This is a genomic window from Streptomyces sp. NBC_00212 (assembly GCF_045206365.1).
GTDB lineage: Bacteria > Actinomycetota > Actinomycetes > Streptomycetales > Streptomycetaceae > Streptomyces.
Window position 1 is genome coordinate 4,982,864 of the sequence record NZ_CP108115.1, and the last position, 14,819, is coordinate 4,997,682.

The 14,819-nt window shown below is 70.4% G+C and carries 14 protein-coding genes; 12 read left to right on the forward strand and 2 right to left on the reverse strand.

The genetic code is table 11. From position 1 onward, the window contains the following. The first annotated feature begins 113 nt into the window (after positions 1–113). Positions 114–1,331 carry an amidohydrolase family protein gene (locus tag OHA17_RS22950; RefSeq protein ID WP_406508157.1) on the forward strand — a complete coding sequence of 406 codons (1,218 nt, stop codon included), beginning with the start codon at positions 114–116 and terminating at the stop codon, positions 1,329–1,331. 19 nt (positions 1,332–1,350) lie between these two features. On the opposite strand, the gene OHA17_RS22955 is transcribed toward OHA17_RS22950, so the two are convergent. Further along, positions 1,351–2,037, reverse strand: a complete 687-nt coding sequence (locus OHA17_RS22955) for a rhomboid family intramembrane serine protease (RefSeq protein WP_406508158.1) — start codon at positions 2,035–2,037, stop codon at positions 1,351–1,353. 95 nt (positions 2,038–2,132) lie between these two features. On the opposite strand from OHA17_RS22955, the gene OHA17_RS22960 reads away from it, so the two are divergent. The 11 genes from OHA17_RS22960 to OHA17_RS23010 all read left to right on the forward strand — a co-directional run bounded on the left by OHA17_RS22960 (position 2,133) and on the right by OHA17_RS23010 (position 14,349). Next, positions 2,133–2,546 (forward strand): PaaI family thioesterase, encoded by a 414-nt coding sequence (locus OHA17_RS22960; RefSeq protein WP_406508159.1) that lies wholly within the window; start codon positions 2,133–2,135, stop codon positions 2,544–2,546. 372 nt (positions 2,547–2,918) lie between these two features. Next, positions 2,919–3,344: a hypothetical protein gene (locus tag OHA17_RS22965; RefSeq protein ID WP_398876096.1), complete on the forward strand. Its 426-nt coding sequence runs from the start codon at positions 2,919–2,921 to the stop codon at positions 3,342–3,344. A 153-nt stretch (positions 3,345–3,497) separates the two neighbouring features. Then, on the forward strand, positions 3,498–3,779 hold the full coding sequence (locus OHA17_RS22970) for a hypothetical protein (protein ID WP_406508160.1): 282 nt from the start codon (positions 3,498–3,500) through the stop codon (positions 3,777–3,779). Positions 3,780–4,061: 282 nt separating this feature from the next. Continuing rightward, complete coding sequence (locus tag OHA17_RS22975; protein ID WP_406508161.1) at positions 4,062–4,976, forward strand: ABC transporter ATP-binding protein; 915 nt, start codon at positions 4,062–4,064, stop codon at positions 4,974–4,976. Beyond that, on the forward strand, positions 4,973–5,884 hold the full coding sequence (locus tag OHA17_RS22980; protein ID WP_406508162.1) for a hypothetical protein: 912 nt from the start codon (positions 4,973–4,975) through the stop codon (positions 5,882–5,884). Before OHA17_RS22975 ends, OHA17_RS22980 begins: the two co-directional genes overlap by 4 nt. Before the next feature lie 132 nt (positions 5,885–6,016). Beyond that, positions 6,017–7,228: a S8 family peptidase gene (locus OHA17_RS22985; RefSeq protein WP_406508163.1), complete on the forward strand. Its 1,212-nt coding sequence runs from the start codon at positions 6,017–6,019 to the stop codon at positions 7,226–7,228. 106 nt (positions 7,229–7,334) lie between these two features. Further along, positions 7,335–8,279, forward strand: a complete 945-nt coding sequence (locus OHA17_RS22990; protein ID WP_406508164.1) for an LLM class F420-dependent oxidoreductase — start codon at positions 7,335–7,337, stop codon at positions 8,277–8,279. A 43-nt stretch (positions 8,280–8,322) separates the two neighbouring features. Further along, the gene (locus tag OHA17_RS22995; RefSeq protein WP_406508165.1) at positions 8,323–9,120 is read left to right on the forward strand and encodes an SDR family NAD(P)-dependent oxidoreductase; all 798 of its coding nucleotides are present in this window, start codon (positions 8,323–8,325) and stop codon (positions 9,118–9,120) included. A gap of 123 nt (positions 9,121–9,243) precedes the next feature. Next, positions 9,244–10,371 (forward strand): LLM class flavin-dependent oxidoreductase, encoded by a 1,128-nt coding sequence (locus tag OHA17_RS23000; protein ID WP_406508166.1) that lies wholly within the window; start codon positions 9,244–9,246, stop codon positions 10,369–10,371. Positions 10,372–11,137: 766 nt separating this feature from the next. Then, positions 11,138–12,877, forward strand: coding sequence for an amidohydrolase family protein (locus OHA17_RS23005; protein ID WP_406508167.1), 1,740 nt, complete (start codon positions 11,138–11,140; stop codon positions 12,875–12,877). After that, entirely contained in the window at positions 12,874–14,349 is a 1,476-nt protein-coding gene (locus OHA17_RS23010; RefSeq protein WP_406508168.1) for an aldehyde dehydrogenase family protein, read from the forward strand. Before OHA17_RS23005 ends, OHA17_RS23010 begins: the two co-directional genes overlap by 4 nt. A 49-nt stretch (positions 14,350–14,398) precedes the next feature. On the opposite strand, the gene OHA17_RS23015 is transcribed toward OHA17_RS23010, so the two are convergent. After that, positions 14,399–14,722, reverse strand: a complete 324-nt coding sequence (locus OHA17_RS23015; protein ID WP_053727317.1) for a putative quinol monooxygenase — start codon at positions 14,720–14,722, stop codon at positions 14,399–14,401. Positions 14,723–14,819: the final 97 nt, after the last annotated feature.

The window sequence follows — 14,819 nt, forward strand, 5'->3', positions numbered from 1 at the left end:
CATGCCCTGCACACTCATCGCAAGCGCTGGTGGGGTGGATGAGTGTCCCGGGCGGTGCGCGATGCGTGCGCGAGTAGCTGACGGATCGTCAGATCAGGTCTACCGTAAACGACATGGAGACCTTCCCGAAGATCATCTCGGTGGACGACCACACGGTGGAGCCCCCCAACGTCTGGCGGGACCGCCTCCCGTCCAGATACCGGGACATCGGCCCGCGCATCGTCAGGGCCCCCTTGAAGGAAATGACGTTCCTGGGCGGCAAGTTCGCGCCGGTCATGGGCGCGAAGGGGGACGACGGGCCGATCGGCGACTGGTGGGTGTACGAGGACCTGCACCGCCCGCTGACCCGCCTGGACACGGCGGTGGGCTACGACAGGGACGAGATAAAGCTGGAGGTCATCACGTACGAGCAGATGCGCCCCGGCTCGTACGACGTAGCCGCCCGCCTGTCCGACATGGACGTGAACCACGTCCAATCGGCCCTCTGCTTCCCGACCTTCCCCCGCTTCTGCGGCCAGACCTTCACCGAGGCGAAGGACCGCGAACTCGGCCTGCTCTCGGTGCGGGCGTACAACGACTGGATGGTGGAGGAGTGGTGCGGCCCCCGGGCGCGGGGCCGCCTCATCCCGCTCACCCTGATCCCGCTGTGGGACGCGGAGCTGGCCGCCGCCGAGGTCCGCCGCAACGCCGCGCGCGGGGTGCGCGCGGTGGCCTTCTCCGAGATACCCCCGCACTTGGGCCTGCCCTCGATCCACACGGATGACTGGGACCCGTTCCTCGCCGCGTGCGACGAGACCGGCACGGTGATCGCCATGCACATCGGCTCCTCCAGCCGCATGCCCTCCACATCCCCGGACGCCCCGCCCGCCGTCGGCTCGACCATCACCTTCGCCAACTGCTGCTTCTCGATGGTCGACTGGCTGATGAGCGGCAAGTTCGAACGCTTCCCCAACCTCAAGATCATGTACGCGGAGGGCCAGATCGGCTGGATCCCGTACATCCTGGAACGCGCGGACGTGGTCTGGGAGGAGAACCGCGGCTGGGGCGGAGTGGCGGACAAGGTCCACCGCCCCCCGTCCGAACTCTTCGCGGACCACGTGTACGGCTGCTTCTTCGACGACGCGTTCGGCCTGAAGAACCTGGACTCGGTGGGCGTCGGGAACGTCCTGTACGAGACGGACTACCCCCACTCGGACTCGACGTGGCCCAAGTCGAGGGAGGTCGGGGAGGCGCAGATGGGGCACTTGGCGGGGGATGCGGTGGAGCGGATTGTGCGGGGCAATGCGATTGGGTTGTTGGGGTTGAACGCGGAGGGGCTCTGGGCGGGGTAGCCCGCGCCGCCAAGTCGCATTAACAGGGCGGTAGTTGGGCTTGGCCGGGCTCATGGGCAGCGGCGTTGCCGAGCCCCCTCATGGCGAGCAGCGCGCCCAGCGCGCAGCCCGCCAGGAGGCCCACCCCGTGGTTGTTGCTCAGGGTGCACAGGAGCAGCCCCGCGACCGGGATCAGGAGGGGGAGGAGGCGGGCTGTCATGGGGGCGGGGCGCAGGAGGTGCGTGGTCGCCAGGGCGCCCAGCAGGCCGCACAGGGCGACCGAGTCGCCGCCTCCCGTCGGGCTCAAGCCCGCCATGCTCACCGCCTGGGCCGTCACCCCGCTCGCCAGGAAGACCAGCGGCATCCACACCGGGCCGAGCCGGCGCTGGGCGACCGGGGCGATGACCACGATCGCCGCCAGGTTGAAGGCCAGTTGGACCCAGCCGGAGGTCTGCACCAGGAGTGCGGTCACCGCTCGCCACCACGGTGCGCCGGGCTCGCGCTGGAGGTGGTCCATGACAGAGGGGGCTGCCGTCTGCACGACCGCCATCGCGGCCATCAGGGCCACCATCGCCGCCGCGACCCACGGCACCGGGCGCCGCCACAGGATGCGCAGCAGTTCGGCGGGGCTCACGCGGCGCCCGCCCGCCTCGGCCTGGATGAGCTTGGTGCCGGGCACCACGACGGCCGCCGCGCAGCCGTAGAGGATCACCGTGTGGAGGGTCATGGGCTCATCGTGACGCAGGTGTTCGGGAGTGCGGCAGGGTGGTCCGTCGCCGGGTGGCGGTGACATTTGTCCCGCCCGCCGCCACCATCAACAGCATGGCGCTGACCCTTGCTGAAGCAGAGAAGATCCTGGCCGACAACTTCGCACCCTGGGTGCTCGATCTCGGGCTGACCGTGGAAGAAACCGGCGAACTCCATGCCGTACTGCGGCTGCCCTGGAGCGACGCGCTCGCGCGGGACGGGGGCGGGATCAGCGGGCAGGCCCTGATGGCCGCCGCCGACACCGCCACCGTCATCGCGGTGGCTTCCGCGCGCGGGGCGTACGGGCCCATGACGACCGTCCAGCAGTCCACCACCTTCCAGCGCCCGGTGACCGGCGCCGACGTACTCGTCGACGCCCGCGTCACCAAGCTCGGGCGCCGGATGGCCTTCGCCGAGATCACCCTGACCGCCGAGGGCACCGAGGAGCCGGCCGCCCGGGCGTCCACGGTGTACGCGCTGCTGGGCTGAGGCCGGTCGGCCGCCTCGTGCTCGGCCGTCCGGCCCCGCCCCCGACTTGGCCGTCCGAGGCGCAACTCGACTGTCCCAGGCGATGGTTGCACTTGACCAACGCATTGCCAGTGCTATATCAGTCGTCGACCGTGCGGCGTCGAAATTGGTGGCCGGGATCGATGGCCAAGTGATCGTTTCGCATGTTACGTTCAGTCGTGCCTGGCACCGAAAGGCCGGGCGCCGGGCTGTCGTACTCCTCCTTGACCAAAGGGGACTCGGCAGCCAGGTAATCGGGGGAATGAAGTCCGGGGGGACCTTTCGGTTTCCACGCCTGTTTGGGTTGCCCTTCTGGGCTTCCTCCCCCTTGCGACGACGCAAGGGAAGAATCGAATGAACCGCAACTCTCTGCGGATGGCTGCTGTTTCCGCCATCGCCGCCGTCACCCTCGGTGGGGCCGCCGGCCTGGCCCAGGCCTCCGAAGCCCGGGTGGCCGCACCTCAGGCGGTTTCCGTCACGCAGCAGGCCGAGGCTCAGCAGGCGGCGCACGCCCTCCTGTCGAGCCCGCTGGCGGCCCACCTTTCGCCGGCCGAGCAGACCGAGATGAAGCAGATCGCCAACGGCGAGTTCACGGCTGCCAGCAAGTGGAGCGCCATCCGGGCCGCGTTCAGCAAGGTCGGCGGCTTCGCCAAGGCCATCGCCGGCAAGTACAGCGACTTCAAGAAGTGGTACGACGGCCTGTCCTGGTGGGTAAAGGCCCCGCTCGCGGCCGTCAGCCCGGGCCTGACGATTCTCGACATCTACAACGCCCTGCACTGATGACAGCCGGGGGATCGGCCTGTTGACGATCCCCCGGTGAGTCGAATCCGGGGTTCGCCACAACTCCCCGGAGTGTTCAGCACGCGGTGTCGGCCGGGTCCGTCCGGACGGACCCGGCCGACACCCGCCCTACGCGGAGACGGAGCGTCCCGGATGAACGACACCAAGTCCCCCCGCGCTGCCACGACGGCCACGTGGGCCCTGCCCCTGCTTGCCCTGGCGCCGCTGGCGGCCATCGGAATCCTCGCGGATCGAACGTCCACCCTGTGGAATTCCATTTCCTGGGTACTTTGGGCCCTGTCCGTCATTTTGGTGGCGGTCGAGTGGACAGCGGTACTCCGCAGTGGAACGCGCCGATCTGCACAATGGGGCATGTGCATTCTTGTCCACGCCGTACTGGCCTGGCAGTTGATTGCCCTTTTGATGCAATGGTGAAGGCAATTGAGGAATGCGGTGCGGGATCAGCAGTCGTGGAGATCTGCGCTGCGCGGCCTGGAACAGGTAATCGCGATCTCGACGCGGTAATCGGGGGAAGAAGCTCGCGGGCGGCCTTTCGGTTTCCACGCCTGTTCAGGTCGCCCGTGAAGACTTCCTCCCCCTTGCGATAACACAAGAGAACCCTACCCGAACCCAGGCGCTGCGTGCGGCGGCTGTCCGGGTCCTCTCGGACCGTTGGACAGGCCGGTCGACTGACTGGCCAGATGAAGGAATGGCGCAGTGAAGAAGGGCGACCCGCTCGTAGAGGCGCATGGCCTCGGCCGGTCTTATGGCTCGAAAAGGATCCTGGACGGTGTCTCGCTCGTCCTGCGTGCCGGCGAGGTGACCGGTTTTGTCGGCGCCAATGGTGCGGGCAAGACCACGGCGATCCATTTGATGCTGGGCCTGTTGAGGGGCGAGGGACACACCCTCTTCCTCGGCCGCCCGCTGCACTCCTTCGGCGCCCCCGGAACCGTGGTGGGGGCGGTCCTGGGAGGTGTGGCCGGACACCCCCGGCACCGTCTGCGAGCGCATCTGCGCATGGTGGCGGCCGGATCCGCGGTGCCGGACCGGCGCGTTGACGAACTCCTGGAGACCGTCGGGCTGACGGGCGCCGCTCAGCTGCGGCTCTCCCAGCTGTCGCTGGGCATGGCGCAGCGCGCGGGCATCGCGCAGGCGCTCCTGGGCGATCCGCCCGTGCTGGTGCTCGACGAGCCCGCGAACGGGCTCGATCCCCATTCGCTGCGTTGGCTGCGCGAGTTCCTGCGGGCTCAGGCGGCACTGGGGCGAGCCGTGCTGGTCTCCAGCCATCTGCTGGGCGAGATGGAGCAGTTGGCCGACCGGGTGGTGGTGCTGACCCGCGGTCGGGTCGTGGCACAGGCATCGATGGCGGAAGTGATGGAGCGTGTGGCCGACCGCCGCACGGTGACCGTGGAAGCCCCCAACCTGCCCGCCCTGGAACGCCTGTTGGCGGAGCAGGGCGGTCGACTGATGCCGACCGGCGGACACGGTGCGATCGTCACGGGCCTGGACCGGGTGCGCATCGGCACGCTCGCACTGGAGGCCGGGGTGCCCCTGTACTGGCTGCACGAGGAACGGCCCTCGCTGGAGGACTTCTACCTGGCCATCGCCGAAGAGGAATTCACGATCTCATGACAGCTCCCGTGATGACGGACCCGAGGGACCCGAGGGACCCGACGGGCCTGCCGACCCTGCCGGCCCCGGTGGCCGTGGGGTCTGCCGAGGCGTTCCGCCGGGCCTGCCGGTACGAATGGCGCCACCTGAGCGCGTTGCGCTCGACCTGGATCCTGCTCGGCGTGGTCGCGGCCCTGAGCCTGCTGACGGGCGTCACGGTCCTGCTCGACGTCGATACCCAGCACACGGTCAGTTCTGTGGCGGTGGCAGACGCGATCGCGTGGTCCCCGCTGGCGACGCAGGTCCCCACCCTGTGCTTCTTCGTGCTCGTACTGGCCACCGGGCCGGTCTCGACCGATCTGGTGAAGGGCGTCGCGCGGACCACCTGGCTGGCCGTGAACGGGCGCGGCACCGCCTACGCGGCGAAGTGCGCGGTCGGCTGCGTCACCGGATCCGCCGTGGCCGCCGCGAGCGCGCTGCTGGGGTCGCTCTCCTGCGCGGTGGCCTTGGCGGTGGCCGGGGCCCCTCAGCCCGCCTGGAGTGAAGTACTGGCCCCGGCCGTGAGGTTCATCGGCTGGATGGGGTGCTGGGCGGTGCTCTGCATGGGCGTGGCCGTGGTGCTGCGCAACCGGACCGTCGCGGTCCTGCTCCTCGTCCTGTGGCCGCTGCTCGGTGAGCGGCTCGCGGGCATGCTGTTGCGGTATCTGCCCGGCCTCGGCGGAGTGAGCGACTGGCTGCCGTTCGCGGCGGGCCGGGCCATGCTGACCGACGTCTCGGCGTACGCGGCCGACGACCGGCCCTTTGCACAGGCGCTGGTCGGTTCCCATCTGGCCACGCCGGTAGCGGCGGGGGTGTTCTGCCTGTGCACGGCGGCCGTCGCGGCGGCCGGCTTGTGGGCGTACCGCCGCCGGGACGTCACCGGGGCCTGACCTCTCGTCAGGACCGCTCGCGTCGCGTGTGAGCCGGCGCCCCACCAGGCATGCCCCGAGCCCCCGTGCCCAGAGGCCACCGCCGGCCAACTCGCCATGTTCCACATCCCTGATCGAGGAGGTACCCCTGACATGTCATGGGCACGAAGCATCGCCGCGGGCCTGACGACCCTCGGTGTGCTCACCGCGGGCCTGTCATCCGTCACCGCGCCCGGAGCGTCCGCCGCACCCGCTGGGCAGACCGGACAGAGCCGCATAGCGAAGGCCGGCCTCGCCGACGCCGTCCCCGGCAGCTATATCGTCACCCTCAAGGATTCGGTCGCTCGCGCCAACTCCGCAGCAGGCCAGGCGGTAGCCCGGAAGCACGGCGCGACCGTGAAGCGCACCTACCACCAGGCCGTCAACGGTTACTCGGTCCAGGCCTCCGAGCCGCAGGCCGAGCGACTTGCCGGGGACCCCGCGGTCGCGTCGGTCTCGGTCGACCGCGCCTTCCGCGTCAGCGGCACCCAGCCCCGCCCGCCGTCCTGGGGTCTTGACCGGATCGACCAGCGGAACCTCCCGCTGAGCCGGAGTTACACCTACCCGGGCAGCGCCGGATCCGGCGTGACCGCGTACATCATCGACAGCGGGGTGCGCATCACCCACCAGGACTTCGGCGGGCGGGCCTCCTACGGCTACGACGCCATCGACAACGACCATGTCGCCCAGGACGGAAACGGTCACGGCACCCACGTCGCCGCCATCGCCGCGGGCAGCCGCTACGGCGTCGCCAAGAAGGCGAAGATCGTCGCGGTGCGAGTGCTCGACGACGCCGGTTCCGGCACCACCGAACAGATCGTCGCGGGCATCGACTGGGTGACCCAGCACGCGATCAAGCCCGCCGTCGCCAACATGTCGCTCAGCGGCGGCGCGGACGCGGTGGTCGACCAGGCCGTCAAGAAGTCCATCGCCTCCGGAGTGACGTACACCGTCGCGGCGGGCAACGACGGCCAGGACGCATCCCTGCACTCCCCGGCCCGTGTCCCCGAGGCCATCACCGTGGGCGCCACCACCGAGCGCGACTCCCGCGACAGCCTCTCCAACTATGGTGCGGCGCTCGATCTGTTCGCCCCGGGGGAGTTCATCGCCTCGGCCTGGAACGCCAGCGACACCGCCACCATCAGCGACTCCGGTACGTCCATGGCAGCCCCGCACGTGGCCGGAGCCGCTGCCCTCTACCTGGCCGACCATCCAAGGGCGCGGCCCGGCCAGGTCGCCTCGGCACTGACTGCCTCGGCTTCGACCGGGCTCGTCACCAGGCCTGGTTCCGGCTCGCCCAACCGGCTCCTCAACATCGGGCGCTGACGCCACCGCCGCCCGCACACCCCTTGCCTGACGATGCGTCAGCTATGACGATGGGGCCACCAAGACATTTGACGGATCGTCAGATCAGGGTGGAGGCGGGCGTACGGTGCCGATACTGCCGAACGGGCGACTGGTGTACGGGATGCAGCTCCCCGTCCAGTCGCAGAGCACCATCTACGCGGAGCGGTGGGAGGCCGACGCGGGCCCGGCGGACCTGGCCGAGATCGCGCGGGTGGCCGAGCGCTCCGGCTTCGCCTATCTGGCCAGCTGCGATCACGTCGCCATTCCCCGTCGGCTCGCGGGGCCGATGAGCACCATCTGGTACGACCCGGTCGCCACCCTCTCCTTCCTCGCCGGGGTCACCCAGCGGGTCCGGCTGATGAGCCACGTGGCCGTCGTCGGGCTCCGGCACCCCCTCGTCACCGCCAAGCAGTACGCGACCCTGGACCACCTCAGCGGCGGGCGGCTGATCCTGGGGGTCGGGGCCGGGCACGTACGGGAGGAATTCGAGGCGGTCGGGGCCGACTTCGAGCGGCGGGGGCCCGTGCTCGACGAGACCATCGATGCGCTGCGGGCCGCGCTCGGGCCGGAGGAGTACCCGTCCTTCCAGGGCGAGCGGTTCGCCTTCAGCGGGCTCGGGCAGCGGCCCCGGCCGGCCCAGGTGCGCGTACCGATCTGGGTGGGCGGGTCGTCCCCTGCGGCGGTCCGCCGGGCCGCCCTGCGCGGGGACGGCTGGCTGCCCCAGGGGGATGCGAGGAGTGAACTCCCCTCCCAGATAGCCAAGTTGAAGGGCATTCGGGAGGACGCCGGGATCGTCGACCCGATCACCATCGGCGCGATCACCGAGGCGCTGTACGTCGGTGAGCCCGGCTGGGAGACCGGGCGGCGCACCCTCGTCGGGAAGCCGGAGGCCCTCGCCGAGTCGCTGCGCGCGTACCGGGCGATGGGCGTCGATCAGATCCAGGTGCGGTTCCGGTGCCGGGGGCGCGATGAGCTCACCGACCAGATGGCCGCGTTCGGGGCCGATGTCGGGCCCCACCTCAATGACTAGGACACCTCAATGACCAGGACACCTCTACGGCTGGGAGTACGGCATGGGCAAGCTTGATGGGCGGGTCGTCTTCATCACCGGAGGGGCGCGCGGGCAGGGCGAGCAGGAGGCCCGGCTGTTCGTGGCCGAGGGGGCCAGGGTCGTCATCGCCGATGTGCTCGACGAGCAAGGGGAGGCGCTGGCACAGGAGTTGGCGAAGCAGTCGGGGGAGGACGCTGCCCGCTTCGTGCATCTCGATGTGAGCCGGGAGGAGGAGTGGGTGGCCGCCGTCCGCGCCGCCAAGGATGCCTTCGGGAAGATCGACGGGCTGGTCAACAACGCGGGGATTCTGCGTTTCAACGCGCTCGTCGACACCCCGCTGGACGAGTTCATGCAGGTCGTGCAGGTCAACCAGGTCGGCTGTTTCCTCGGGATCAAGACCGTGGCGCCCGAGATAGGTGCCGCGGGCGGCGGCACCATCGTCAACACCGCCTCGTACACGGCGATGACCGGCATGAGCGCGGTCGGCACGTACGCCGCCACCAAGCACGCCATCCTCGGGCTGACCCGGGTCGCCTCGATGGAGCTCGCGCACCTGAAGATCCGGGTCAACGCGGTGTGCCCGGGGGCCATCGACACCGCGATGTCCAACCCCGCCCAGCTGGACCCGACGGCGGACGCCTCGGAGACCTCCGCGGCCCTCGACGAGCTCTACCGCAAGCTGGTGCCGCTCGGCCGGGTCGGCAGGCCCGAGGAGGTGGCCGCGCTCGCCCTGTTCCTGTCCACCGAGGACTCCTCCTACATCACGGGGCAGCCGTTCGTCATCGACGGGGGGTGGCTGGCCGGGGTGTCGCTGTTCTGAGGCCGGAGCCCTGCCTGACTGTGCGTCAGGTATTGACGGTCCCTGCGGCCGGTGGAACAGTCGAGCCCGTCACAATCTGACGATGCGTCAGAAACTCGTGATATCTCATGAAGGAGAAGTCCCTTGGAATTCGGACTCTTTGTGCAGGGATACGTGCCGGCAGCACGGTCCGCGGTCGACCCCATGGCGGAGCACAAGGCGCTGATGGAGGAGACGAAGTACGTCATCCAGGCCGACAAGTCCGGCTTCAAGTACGCCTGGGCCTCCGAGCACCACTTCCTGGAGGAGTACTCGCACCTCTCGGCCAACGAGGTCTTCCTCGGCTACCTCGCCCACGCCACCGAGCGCATCCACCTCGGCTCGGGCATCTTCAACCCGCTGGCCCAGGTGAACCACCCGGTGAAGGTCGCCGAGAAGGTGGCCATGCTCGACCATCTCTCCGAAGGGCGCTTCGAGTTCGGCAGCGGGCGCGGCGCCGGGTCGCACGAGATCCTGGGGTTCATACCGGGCGTCACCGACATGAACTACACCAAGGAAATCTGGGAAGAGACCATCGCGGAGTTCCCCAAGATGTGGCTCCAGGACGAGTACCAGGGCTTCCAGGGCAAGCACTGGTCGCTGCCGCCGCGCAAGATCCTCCCCAAGCCGTACGGCAAGTCGCACCCGGCCATGTGGTACGCCGCCGGGTCCCCCTCCTCGTACGCCATGGCGGCGAAGAAGGGGCTCGGGGTGCTCGGCTTCTCCGTGCAGAAGGTCTCCGACATGGAGTGGGTCCTGGAGCAGTACAAGACGGCCATCCAGGAGGCCCAGCCGGTCGGTGACTTCGTCAACGACAACGTGATGGTGACGTCGACGGCGATCTGTGCGCCTACGCATGACGAGGCGGTCCAGATCGCTGTGAACGGTGGGCTCAATCGGCTTCAGTCGCTCGTGTTCCGGTACCACGACACCTTCCCCCGGCCCGAGGGGATTCCGGAGTGGCCGGAGACCCTGCCGGAGTACAACGCGGAGATCATCGAGCTGCTCATCGCCGAGGAGCTGATGATCTGCGGCGACCCGGACGAGGTCACCGCGCAGTGCAAGCGGTGGGAGCAGGCGGGGGCGGACCAGCTGTCGTTCGGGCTGCCGATCGGGGTGCCGTTCGAGGACACGCTGCAGACGATTCGGCTGATCGGGGAGCATGTGATTCCGAAGATCGACACGGATCCGGTCCACCGGTCTTCCCGCTTCCGAGCAGCGGCGGGGGGCTGACGCCCCCGGGCCCTGGGCGGGTGGGCCCGGCGGTCGCTGCTGGGGCTCCGCCCCAGACCCCGGATGGCCCCACCCCGCCCCTTCCCGAAACCCGCCGGGGGTGAGATGTCTGGGTGCGGCCCGGTGGTCGTGTCCTGGGGCTCTGCCCCAGACCCCGTTCGCGCCTGAAGGGCGCTCGTCCTCAATCGCCGGACGGGCTGAAGATGCCAGTACTGGTCGGCACCAGTCCTGTTAGGGGCGCGGGGAACTGCGCGAGCAACCACGCACGGCCCGCAGGCGAAGGCGGGTTTGGGGGGTGCGGGGGCGAAGCCCCCGATGGGGTCTGGGGCGGAGCCCCAGGGCTGGACCTTTCCCATCCCCGTCACGGGCGGGCGGGCAACCCGTGGGGTCTGGGGCGGAGCCCCAGAAAGCCAGCCCATTCCACGCTGAGCAACGGGCGGGTGGGTGGGCAAACCCCCCGGGGTCCGGGGCGGAGCCCCAGGAGGGCCCGGGCCATCCGATCCCGCGCATACGGGGGGCGGGTGGGCACCCCCCCCCGGGGGCCCGCCCCAGCCCAGGGGGTGCTGGGGGCAGAGGCCCCCGGGCTGAAAGACGCGGGGTGGTGTCTTCCCGGACCGCCGCCCCGTAACCGGCCCCGGCCGGAGGCCATTCGCGGCGGCCCCCGGCCGGGGCAGCCCCGCGTACGCCGACAACGGGGGCGGGGCCCTGCGTACCCAGAACCGCCCCCGGCAAGACGAAGCCGCCCCGCACCCAGGAAAGGGACCCCATGCTCGACCACCTGATCAAGGGCGCCACCCTCGTGGACGGCACCGGCGCCCCCGCCCGGCCCGCCGACGTCGGCATAAGGGGCGGCCGGATCGCCGTCATCGCGGACCCCGGCACCGTGGCGGAGGCCGCCGCGAGCACCGAGGACGCCACCGGGCTCGTACTCGCCCCCGGGTTCGTCGATCCGCACACCCACTACGACGCCCAGCTCTTCTGGGACCCGTACGCCACGCCGTCGATGAACCACGGCGTCACCACCGTCGCCGGCGGCAACTGCGGATTCACCCTCGCCCCGCTCAACCCCGACCGCCCCGAGGACGCCGACTACACCCGCCGCATGATGTCCAAGGTCGAGGGCATGTCCCTCAAAGCCCTTGAGGAAGGCGTCAGTTGGGGCTGGGCGAGCTTCGGCGACTACCTCTCGTCCCTGGACGGCCGCATCGCCGTCAACGCCGGATTCATGGTCGGCCACTGCGCCCTGCGCCGCCACGTCATGGGCCCGGACGCGGTCGGCGGGCAGCCCACCCCCGAGCAGCTCGACGCCATGCTCGCCCTGCTCCACGACGCCATGGACGCCGGGGCCTGGGGGCTCTCCACCACGCAGTCCTCCACCCACTCCGACGGCGACGGAAAGCCCGTCGCCTCCCGGCACGCCCTGCCCGCCGAACTCCTCGCGCTCAGCAAGGCAGTCGGGGAGCACGAGGGCACGCAGCTGGAAGCGATCGTCGCCGGGTGCCTCGACCAGTTCGCGGACGACGAGATCGACCTGCTCGTCGAGATGAGCGCCGCCGCCGGGCGTCCGCTCAACTGGAACGTCCTCACCATCGACGCCGCCGTACCCGAACGCGTACCCCGCCAGCTCGTACCGAGTGAGCGCGCCCGCAAGGCCGGTGGCCGGATCGTCGCGCTGACCATGCCGATCCTCACGCCCATGAACATGTCGCTCGGCACCTTCTGCGCCCTCAACCTCATCCCCGGCTGGGGCGACATCCTCGCCCTGCCCGTCCCCGAACGCATCGAGCGGCTGCGCGACACGGACGTACGGGCCGAGATGCTGCGCCGCGCCGACAGCAAGGAGGCCGGGATCTTCCGCCGCCTCGCCAACTTCGGGCGGTACGTCATCGGCGACACCTACAGCCCCGAGAACGAGGGCCTGTCGGGGCGGGTCGTCGGCGACATCGCCGCCGAGCGCGGGCTCGACCCGTTCCACTGCCTCGTCGAGATCTGCGCCAACGACCGGCTGCGTACCGTGCTCTGGCCCATGCCGACCGACAACGACCCCGCCACCTGGGCGCTGCGCCGCGAGACGTGGGAGCACGAGGACGTCCTGCTCGGCGGATCCGACGCCGGGGCGCACCTCGACCGGATGTGCGGCGCCCCGTACACCACGCGCTTCCTCGGGGACTGCCTGCGCGGCCGCAAGCTCGTCCCCCTTGAGCGGGCCGTGCAGATGCTGACCGACGATCCTGCCCGGCTGTTCGGACTCCGTGAGCGCGGCCGGATCGAGGAGGGCTTCCACGCCGACCTCGTCCTCTTCGACCCCGAACGCATCGAGGCCGGCCCCGCCACCCTCGTGCACGACCTGCCCGGCGACAGCCCCCGGCTCGACTCCAAGGCGATCGGCATCGTCTCGGTCCGGGTCAACGGCATCGAGACCCTCCGCGACGACCGGGTGACGGGGGCCGTGCCCGGCACGGTGCTCCGTTCCGGCCGCGACACCAGGACGGTGAACACCAAGTGAGTCAATCTCAACTGCCCGGCCCTGAGCGGAAGTTGTTCATCGGTGGCGATTGGGTCGAGCCCGACGGCGGGCACTACCCCGTGCTCGACCCCGCCACCGAGGAGGTCGTCGGGCTCGCGCCCGAGGCCAGCCGCGAGCAGGTGTACCGGGCGGCCGCCGCCGCGCGTGAGGCCTTCGCCTCCTGGTCGCGTACGCGCCCCGAGGAGCGGGCCGCGATCCTCGACCGGGCGGCCGACCTCATGCAGCGCGACTTCGCCCCGAACGCGGAACTCGCCCGCGCCGAGACCGGCGCCACCACCGCCACCGCGCGCGGCATGCAGGTGGGGGTGGGGGTCTCCCGGTTCCGCCGGTACGCGAAGGGCGCCCTGGAGCCGGTGGAGGAAGCCCTCGTACCGCAGATCAACGAAGCGGGACCCATGGGCAGGGCCGGGGTCTTCGGCGCGCTCGCCGTGCGACAGCCGGTCGGCGTCGTCACGTGCGTCACCTCCTACAACAACCCCTGGGCCAACCCGGCCGGCAAGGTCGCACCCGCGCTCGCCATGGGCAACACGGTCGTGGTGAAACCCGCCCCGCAGGACCCGCTGTCGGTGTTCAAGATGGCCGAGGCGCTGGCGGAGGCGGGGGTGCCGCGCGGGGTGGTGAACGTCGTCACCGGGTCCGCGCCGGCCGTCGGCGAGGCGGCGGTCGACTCGCCGGACGTGGACATGGTCAGCTTCACCGGCTCCACCGCCGTCGGACAGCGCATCGCCGAGGTGTGCGGCCGCGACATGAAGCGGCAGCTGATGGAGCTGGGCGGCAAGGGCGCGGCGCTCGTCTTCGACGACGCCGACCTCGACTCGGCGGTCATGGGCATCGGCACGACCTTCGCCTTCTACAGCGGCCAGATCTGCACCGCGCCCACCCGCGTCCTGGTGCAGCGCGCGGTCCACGACCAGCTGATCGAGAAGCTCAAGGGGTACGCGGGCTTCCTGAAGGTCGGCGATCCGACGGCGCGGGACACGGTGGTCGGCCCGGTGATCTCGGCCGCCCACCGGGACCGCATCGAGTCGTACGTGGAGCTGGGCAGGAAGGAGGGGGCGACGGTCGTGGCAGGAGGCGAACGCCCGACGCGCGACCGGGGGTTCTATGTCGCGCCCACCCTCCTCGCGGACTGCACCAACGACATGCGGGTCGCCCGGGAGGAGATCTTCGGCCCGGTCGTCGTGGTCATCCCCTTCGACGACGAGGAGGAGGGCATCGCGCTGGCCAACGACAGCGAATACGGCCTGCTCGACTACGTCTGGTCCGGGGACGTGGCCCGCGCCTTCCGCGTCGCACGGCGGCTGCGCGCGGGCGGGGTCGGCGTGAACACGATCGGCCGCAACATGGAGGCGCCGTTCGGCGGCTTCAAGAAGAGCGGGGTGGGCCGGGACGTCGGCTCGTACGCCCTGCACGCGTACAGCGAGCTCCAGTCGATCGTCTGGCCGGGCTAGCCGGCTACTTCTCGCTCGGCTGCTTCTTGCCCGGCTACTTCGGGGACAGCTACTTCGGGGACAGCTCGGCCATCTTGTTCCAGCCCTGGCCGGGCACCTCGACGTTGATGATCTCGGGGGTGGCGGCGATGGCGCCGGCCATCGACTCCATGCCCGCGCGGAAGTGGTCGGAGTCGACGTGCGCCGCCCCCGCGGCGGCGTCGGCGAAGCCTTCGAGGAGGGTGTACTGGGTGGGGTCGTCCACGCTGCGGGACCAGTCGTAGAACAGGTTGCCGGGCTCGGCACGGGTGCCACGGGTGAAGTCGTCGACGATGGCGAGCCAGTTGTCGGCGTGCTCGGGACGGACGGTGAACCTGACGGCGATGAAGATCATGCCTCTACGGTGCGGGGCGGGCGGGGCCGGTGCAAGCGGGGATGCGGCCGATTCCGGCTCCCTCGGAATCCGGGCCGGACCTGTCGCAGCCGGGCCG